Genomic DNA, 6,078 nt, shown 5'->3' with positions numbered 1-6,078 from the left:
GTCGTCACCACCGTCTAAGGCAGCTGACGCAGCTGAGCAGCGAGCGAGGAAGGGTCAGGGCGTCCTAAGCGCCGCACCACCACCCACCACGCTGTAACCCCGCAAAGCGCTGTGGCCCGCCGGATTCCGGCGGGCCACAGCGCTTTCGTCAGTGCGCGAGGCGGGACTCGAACCCGCACGCCTTATCAGGGCACTGGGACCTAAACCCAGCGCGGCTGCCAGTTACGCCACTCGCGCGCGCCCACCATGGTACGGCACCGGCAGGCTCGGGCGGGGCCGATATCACGCCTGCTCAGGCGGCGAGATCGGCGGGGATCAGGGAGAACAGGACCATGTCCTGCTGGCCGTGGTGGGTGAAGCCGGAGTTGCGGGCGACGCCCTCGCGCACGAAGCCCGCCTTCTCGGCGACGCGCTGGGAGGCGGTGTTGCCGGTGGCGGCGAAGAGTTCCACGCGGTTGAAGTCCTGCTCGCACAGGATCCACTCGGCGGCCGCGCGCAGTGCCTCGGGGGCGTAGCCGCGGCCGCGGGCCCAGGGCGCCATCGCGTAGCCGATCTCGGTGGAGCGGCGCAGCCAGTCGGTGCCCTTGACGCCGATGCCACCGAGGTAGCGGCCTGACTGAGCGTCGGTGATGGCCCAGTGGATGCCGTCGCCCATCGCGCGCAGCAGGTGCGCGGTGTCGGTGCACCAGCGGCGGCCCTCTTCGAGGGTGTAGGGCTGGGGCGCGGAGAGCCAGCGCTCGGACAGCTCGTCGCCGAACATGGCGACCGTCGGCTCGATGTCCTGCTCGCGGTGTGCGCGCAGCAGCAGCCGGGCGGTCTTCAGTTCGGTCATCGGGAACATGTGCACGAGCATCAGCCCAGCTTCGCAGGTCGCGTTTGAGAGTGGAATCACAGCCGGTAACGTGAAAACGCCGCTGGTTGGGTCGACGCGGCGTGGCAGCATGGGCTGGCATTCGGAAACGTCGGAAAGGGGCGATCGCGATGACGGCGCAGCCCAGCGTCTCGTATTCGATCACGGTGCGGCTTGAGGCCCCGGCGCGCGGTAGCGCGGTGTCTCACCTCACCAGGGTGGTCGAGGAGGCCGGTGGCGCGCTTACCGCGCTCGACGTATCCGGTTCCGGCAACGAGCGGCTGCGCATCGACGTGACCATCGCCGCGTCCAGCAGCGAGCACGCGAAGCGGATCACCGAGGCGATCGACGCCATCGACGGGATCGAGGTCGGCAAGGTCTCCGACCGCACCTTCCTGCTGCACCTCGGCGGCAAGATCGAGATGCAGTCGAAGGTTCCGCTGCGCACCCGCGACGACCTCTCGATGGCTTACACCCCGGGCGTCGCGCGCGTCTGCATGGCGATCGCGGAGAACCCGGAGGACGCGCGCCGGCTGACCATCAAGCGCAACGCGATCGCCGTGGTGACGGACGGCTCGGCGGTGCTCGGGCTCGGCAACATCGGGCCGCAGGCCGCGCTGCCGGTCATGGAGGGCAAGGCGGCGCTGTTCAAGCGGTTCGCCGGGATCGACGCCTGGCCGATCTGCCTGGACACCCAGGACACCGAGGAAATCATCCGCACGGTCAAGGCGATCGCGCCGGGCTTTGCCGGGATCAACCTCGAGGACATCTCGGCGCCGCGCTGCTTCGAGATCGAGCGGAGGCTGCGCGAGCAGCTGGACATCCCGGTGTTCCACGACGACCAGCACGGCACCGCGATCGTGGTGCTGGCCGCGCTGACCAACGCACTGCGCGTGGTGGGTAAGGACATCGGCCAGGTGCGGATCGTCGGCTCGGGCGCGGGTGCGGCCGGAACGGCGATCCTGCGGCTGCTGCGCGACGCGGGGGCGAAGGACATCACGGTGGCGGACTACCACGGCGTGGTGCACGCGGGACGCGATGACCTCGGCGGCCCCGACTCGGATCTGCGCTGGGTCGCGGAGAACACCAATCCAGGCGGCTACACCGGGACGCTGCGCGAGGCACTGGTAGGCGCGGACGTGTTCATCGGGGTTTCCGCGCCGAACATCCTGACCGGCGACGACATCGCGACGATGGCGCCGGACGCGATCGTGTTCGCGCTGGCCAACCCGGACCCGGAGGTGGATCCGACGGCGGCGCAGGAGCATGCGGCGGTGGTCGCGACCGGCCGCAGCGACTTCCCGAACCAGATCAACAACGTGCTGGCGTTCCCCGGGGTCTTCCGCGGCCTGCTGGACGCGCACGGCCACAAGGTATCGCAGGCGATGCTGCTGGCCGCGGCGCGCGCGTTGGCGGATGTGGTGAAGGAGGAGGAGTTGAACGCGAACTTCATCGTGCCGTCCGTCTTCAACCCGGAGGTGGCGCCGGCGGTGGCCGCGGCGGTCCGCGAGGCCGTCGACGGCAAGAAGTAGTAGCCGAAGAGCCGACACGGCCGAGAGGGCTGGAAGAGCCGAAAGAGCCGAAACCCCGGCCCGCTCATCGGAAAGGCGATGAGCGGGCCGGGGTGTTTTGCGGGCGGTGCGCTTACCGCTGAGGCGCGGCCGAGACCAGGCCTATTGCTCCGAAATGAGCAGCACCCGCGACGCGAGAGGCGCGGGCAGCACGGCTCGAAGCCTGGCCTACTGCTCGGGGATGAGCAGCACCTTGCCGGTGGTCGCGCGCGAAGCGAGAGCCGTGTGCGCGGCCGCGGCTTCGGCGAGCGGGTAGCGGGAGCCGATCGTGATGCTCAGCTTTCCTTCGGCGATCGCGCCGAGGAGCTCGCCGGTGCGCCACGCCAGCTCCTCAGGGGCGGCGATGTGGTGCGTGAGCGTCGGGCGGGTGATGAACAGCGAGCCGGCCGCGTTGAGGCGCTGGAGGTCGAACGGCGGGACCGGGCCGCTCGCCGCGCCGTAGAGCGCCAGCAGGCCGCGCGGGCGCAGCGACGCCAGCGAGGCGTCGAAGGTGGTCTTGCCAACCCCGTCGTAGACCACGTCGACACCGCGCCGGTTCTCCGTCAGGTCGCGCACCGCGCCGGCCAGGTCGTCGACCTCCGTGTAGCGGATGATCTCGTCCGCGCCCACCGAGCGCGCCAGATCTTCCTTCTCCTTCGTGGACACGGTGCCGATCACCCGGCCGCCGCGCGCCTTGATCATCTGGGTGAGCAGCAGGCCCATGCCGCCCGCGGCCGCGTGCACGAGCGCCGTGTCGCCCGCCTTGACCGGCCAGGTCGACGTGGTCAGGTAATGCGCCGTCAGACCCTGCAGCATCGCCGCGGCTGCCGTCTCCAGCGGGATCTCCGGCGGGACGCGCACCGCGCGGGTCGCCGCCACCAGCGCGCGCTGCGCGTAGCTGCCGCTGATGCTGTCCACCGAGGCGACGTGGTCGCCCACGCTGAATCCGGTCACTCCCTCGCCGACCGCTTCCACCGTGCCGGCGAACTCGGCTCCGGGCGTGAACGGCAGCGGCTTCTGGTAGATGCCGGTGCGCTGGTAGATCTCGATGAAGTTCACGCCGACCGCGGCCACCTTGACCAGCAACTGGCCAGGTCCCGGTTGCAGGTGCGGCCCCTCGGTGTACTCCAGCACCTCAGGGCCGCCGGTCTTGCTGATGACGATCGCGTTCATGCGCGCCTCCGCGTTGGTCGATGGTTATCGGACCAAAGAGCGTGCCGGGCGGCGTTATTCCGGCTGTTACGGGCTATCGCAGGCGTCCGGTCTCGCTGCGTCAGTCGGTGAGGAACTCGCCGAACTCGAACCGGGCACCGAGCGCGTTGAGCTTGTCCGCGAAGTCCTCGTAGCCGCGGTTGATCAGCGAGATGCCGTGCACCGTCGAGGTGCCCTGCGCCGCGAGCGCCGCGATGAGGTACGAGAAGCCCGCGCGCAGGTCCGGGATCTCCAGCTCGGCCGAGTGCAGCTTGGTCGGCCCGGAGATCACCGCCGAGTGCATGAAGTTGCGCTGGCCGAACCGGCAGGGCGTGCCGCCGAGGCATTCGCGGTACAGCTGCACCTGCGCGCCCATCGAGATCAGGGCACTGGTGAAGCCGAGCCGCTTCTCGTACACCGTCTCGTGCACGATGGACAGGCCCTGAGCCTGCGTCAGCGCGACCACGAGCGGCTGCTGCCAGTCGGTCTGGAAGCCGGGGTGCACGTCGGTCTCCAGCGCCAGCGCCTTGAGCGCGTCGCCGGGGTGCCAGAACCGGATGCCCGGGTCGCCCGGGGTGTCGTCGACCTCGAACGCGCCGCCGACCCGGCGGAAGACGTTCAGGAAGGTCATCATCGAGCCCTGGTGCGCGCCGCGCACGAGGATGTCGCCGCCGGTGGCCAGCGCCGCGCAGGCCCACGAGGCCGCCTCAAGCCGGTCCGGCAGCGCGCGGTGCGTGTAGCCCTCAAGCCGGTCGACGCCGGTGATGTGGATGACCCGGTTGTCCAGTACCGAGATGATCGCGCCCATCTTCTGCAGGACCGCGATCAGGTCCACGATCTCCGGCTCGGTGGCCGCGTTGCGCAGCTCGGTCACGCCCTCGGCAAGCACCGCGGTCAGCAGCACCTGCTCGGTGGAGCCGACGCTCGGGTACGGAAGCGTTATCTTCGTGCCGCGCAGCCGCTGCGGGGCCTGGATGTGCAGGCCGTCGGGCCGCTTCTCGACCACGGCGCCGAACGCGCGCAGGGCGTCGAGGTGGAAGTCGATCGGCCGGTCGCCGATGCGGCAGCCGCCGAGGTCCGGGATGAAGGCGTGCCCGTTGCGGTGCAGCAGCGGGCCGCACAGCAGGATCGGGATGCGGCTCTCCCCGGCGTGCGCGGCGATCTCGGCGTGATCCGCGGCGTCCACCGAGGTGGGGTCGAGGACCAGCTCGTCGCTCACGTCGCCGGTGCGGACGGTGACGCCGTGCGCCTCCAGCAGGCCGGTGACGATACGCACGTCACTGATCCGCGGGACGTTGCGCAGCCGGCTCGGGCTGCTGCCGAGCAGCGCGGCGACCATGGCCTTGGGCACGAGGTTCTTCGCGCCACGCAGGGTGACCTCGCCGGTCAGCGGCGTGCCGCCGGTGACGTGGATACGGTCGGGCCGCGGCGCGAGCGCGCGGGCGGCGTGTGCGACCGAGTCGGGCACGGGCGCGGCGAAGGGACGGGGCAGGGCGGTTGCGGGTGCGCTGTTCATGGCTCCGTGTCTGCTTCGGCCCGCGGACGGGCTCCTCAGGACTTGGAGTCCCGACCCGTCCTGCTTTCCGGCGGCCCTCCGGATCTCGGGGCGGAACAAGCGGTAAGTCTGCCAGACGCGCAGTGCCCGGTTCCAACACCACTATGCGGCGGTTCGAACAAGCGCATCGCGGGCCCTCGGACCGGCCCTGGCCGCCGGATCAGCGCCTAAACGCCTGGAAACCGGCCGATCGGGCACGTCAGGTTCGGTGAGAAGAGTGAGCGGCGGCGGCGGATCGGTCGGCGGGAAAGCCCCTGCGCGCGCGGCCGACACCCGATCGCGACCAACGCTCCGCGCCGGATGATCCTCCTGAGAAGATGGCTTCATGACCGAGGTCGCATTGACCGGGCGACTGCTGATCGCCACGCCGCTGCTGGTGGACCCCAACTTCGACCGGACCGTGGTGCTGGTGCTCGATCACGACGGCGACGGCACGTTGGGCGTGGTGGTCAACCGGCCGACGGCGGTGCCGGTGCGCGAAGTGCTGCCCGCGTGGAGCGAGCTGGCCGAGCCGCTGCCGATGGTGTTCCAGGGCGGTCCGGTGGCGCTGGACTCGGCCCTCGGCCTGGCCGAGCTGCGCTCGGTGCCCCGACCGGGGGCGGGCGAGCCGCTGGGCTGGCGCCGGGTGCACGGCGATCTCGGCCTCGTGGACCTGGACATCCCGCCGGAGATGCTGGCCACGGAGATATCGGCGTTCCGGGTCTACGCCGGATACGCGGGCTGGAGCTCGGGGCAGCTGGAGCGGGAGCTGGCCCAGGGCGCCTGGTACGTGGTCGATCCGGCGCCCGGTGACGCTTTCACGCTCGATCCGGATCGCACCTGGCGGGCGGTGCTGCGCAGGCAGCGCGGCGAGCTCGCGCTGCTCTCGACGTTCCCGGAAGACCCGGCGATGAATTAGATCGTCCGTTGTTACTTCGTATCGCCAACTGCTC

The 6,078-nt window shown here is 70.5% G+C and carries 5 protein-coding genes and 1 tRNA gene; 2 read left to right on the top strand and 4 right to left on the bottom strand.

The genetic code is table 11. The features are described 5' to 3' along the window. Positions 1–152: 152 nt before the first annotated feature. Both VFA06_RS13310 and VFA06_RS13305 read right to left on the bottom strand, forming a co-directional pair. Positions 153–237 (bottom strand) — tRNA-Leu (locus tag VFA06_RS13310). A 55-nt stretch (positions 238–292) separates the two neighbouring features. Beyond that, positions 293–853, bottom strand: coding sequence for a GNAT family N-acetyltransferase (locus VFA06_RS13305; RefSeq protein ID WP_324840839.1), 561 nt, complete (start codon positions 851–853; stop codon positions 293–295). Positions 854–981: 128 nt separating this feature from the next. Between VFA06_RS13305 and VFA06_RS13300 the strand changes: the two genes are divergently transcribed. Further along, on the top strand, positions 982–2,382 hold the full coding sequence (locus VFA06_RS13300) for an NAD-dependent malic enzyme (RefSeq protein WP_324840838.1): 1,401 nt from the start codon (positions 982–984) through the stop codon (positions 2,380–2,382). Positions 2,383–2,589: 207 nt separating this feature from the next. Here the strand turns inward: VFA06_RS13300 and VFA06_RS13295 are convergent, their stop codons facing one another. Together VFA06_RS13295 and murA are read right to left on the bottom strand one after the other, a co-directional pair. Continuing rightward, the gene (locus VFA06_RS13295) at positions 2,590–3,573 is read right to left on the bottom strand and encodes a quinone oxidoreductase (protein WP_324840837.1); all 984 of its coding nucleotides are present in this window, start codon (positions 3,571–3,573) and stop codon (positions 2,590–2,592) included. A gap of 100 nt (positions 3,574–3,673) precedes the next feature. Then, positions 3,674–5,107 carry a UDP-N-acetylglucosamine 1-carboxyvinyltransferase gene (gene murA / locus VFA06_RS13290; protein ID WP_324840836.1) on the bottom strand — a complete coding sequence of 478 codons (1,434 nt, stop codon included), beginning with the start codon at positions 5,105–5,107 and terminating at the stop codon, positions 3,674–3,676. A gap of 364 nt (positions 5,108–5,471) precedes the next feature. Here murA and VFA06_RS13285 point away from each other — a divergent pair, with 364 nt between their 5' ends. Continuing rightward, positions 5,472–6,044 (top strand): YqgE/AlgH family protein, encoded by a 573-nt coding sequence (locus VFA06_RS13285; RefSeq protein WP_324840835.1) that lies wholly within the window; start codon positions 5,472–5,474, stop codon positions 6,042–6,044. The last annotated feature ends 34 nt before the right edge of the window (positions 6,045–6,078 follow it).

The organism is Actinocrinis sp. (assembly GCF_035653575.1).
Taxonomy (GTDB): Bacteria; Actinomycetota; Actinomycetes; order Streptomycetales; family Catenulisporaceae; genus Actinocrinis.
The sequence above is the reverse complement of the archived record's forward strand: the minus strand, read 5'-3'. Positions and strand labels throughout refer to the sequence as shown.

Coding starts and splice junctions, on each gene's coding strand:
- VFA06_RS13305 (WP_324840839.1), bottom strand. CDS start 853: ATGCTCGTGCACATGTTCCCGATGACCGAACTGAAGACCGCCCGGCTG.
- VFA06_RS13300 (WP_324840838.1), top strand. CDS start 982: ATGACGGCGCAGCCCAGCGTCTCGTATTCGATCACGGTGCGGCTTGAG.
- VFA06_RS13295 (WP_324840837.1), bottom strand. CDS start 3,573: ATGAACGCGATCGTCATCAGCAAGACCGGCGGCCCTGAGGTGCTGGAG.
- murA (WP_324840836.1), bottom strand. CDS start 5,107: ATGAACAGCGCACCCGCAACCGCCCTGCCCCGTCCCTTCGCCGCGCCC.
- VFA06_RS13285 (WP_324840835.1), top strand. CDS start 5,472: ATGACCGAGGTCGCATTGACCGGGCGACTGCTGATCGCCACGCCGCTG.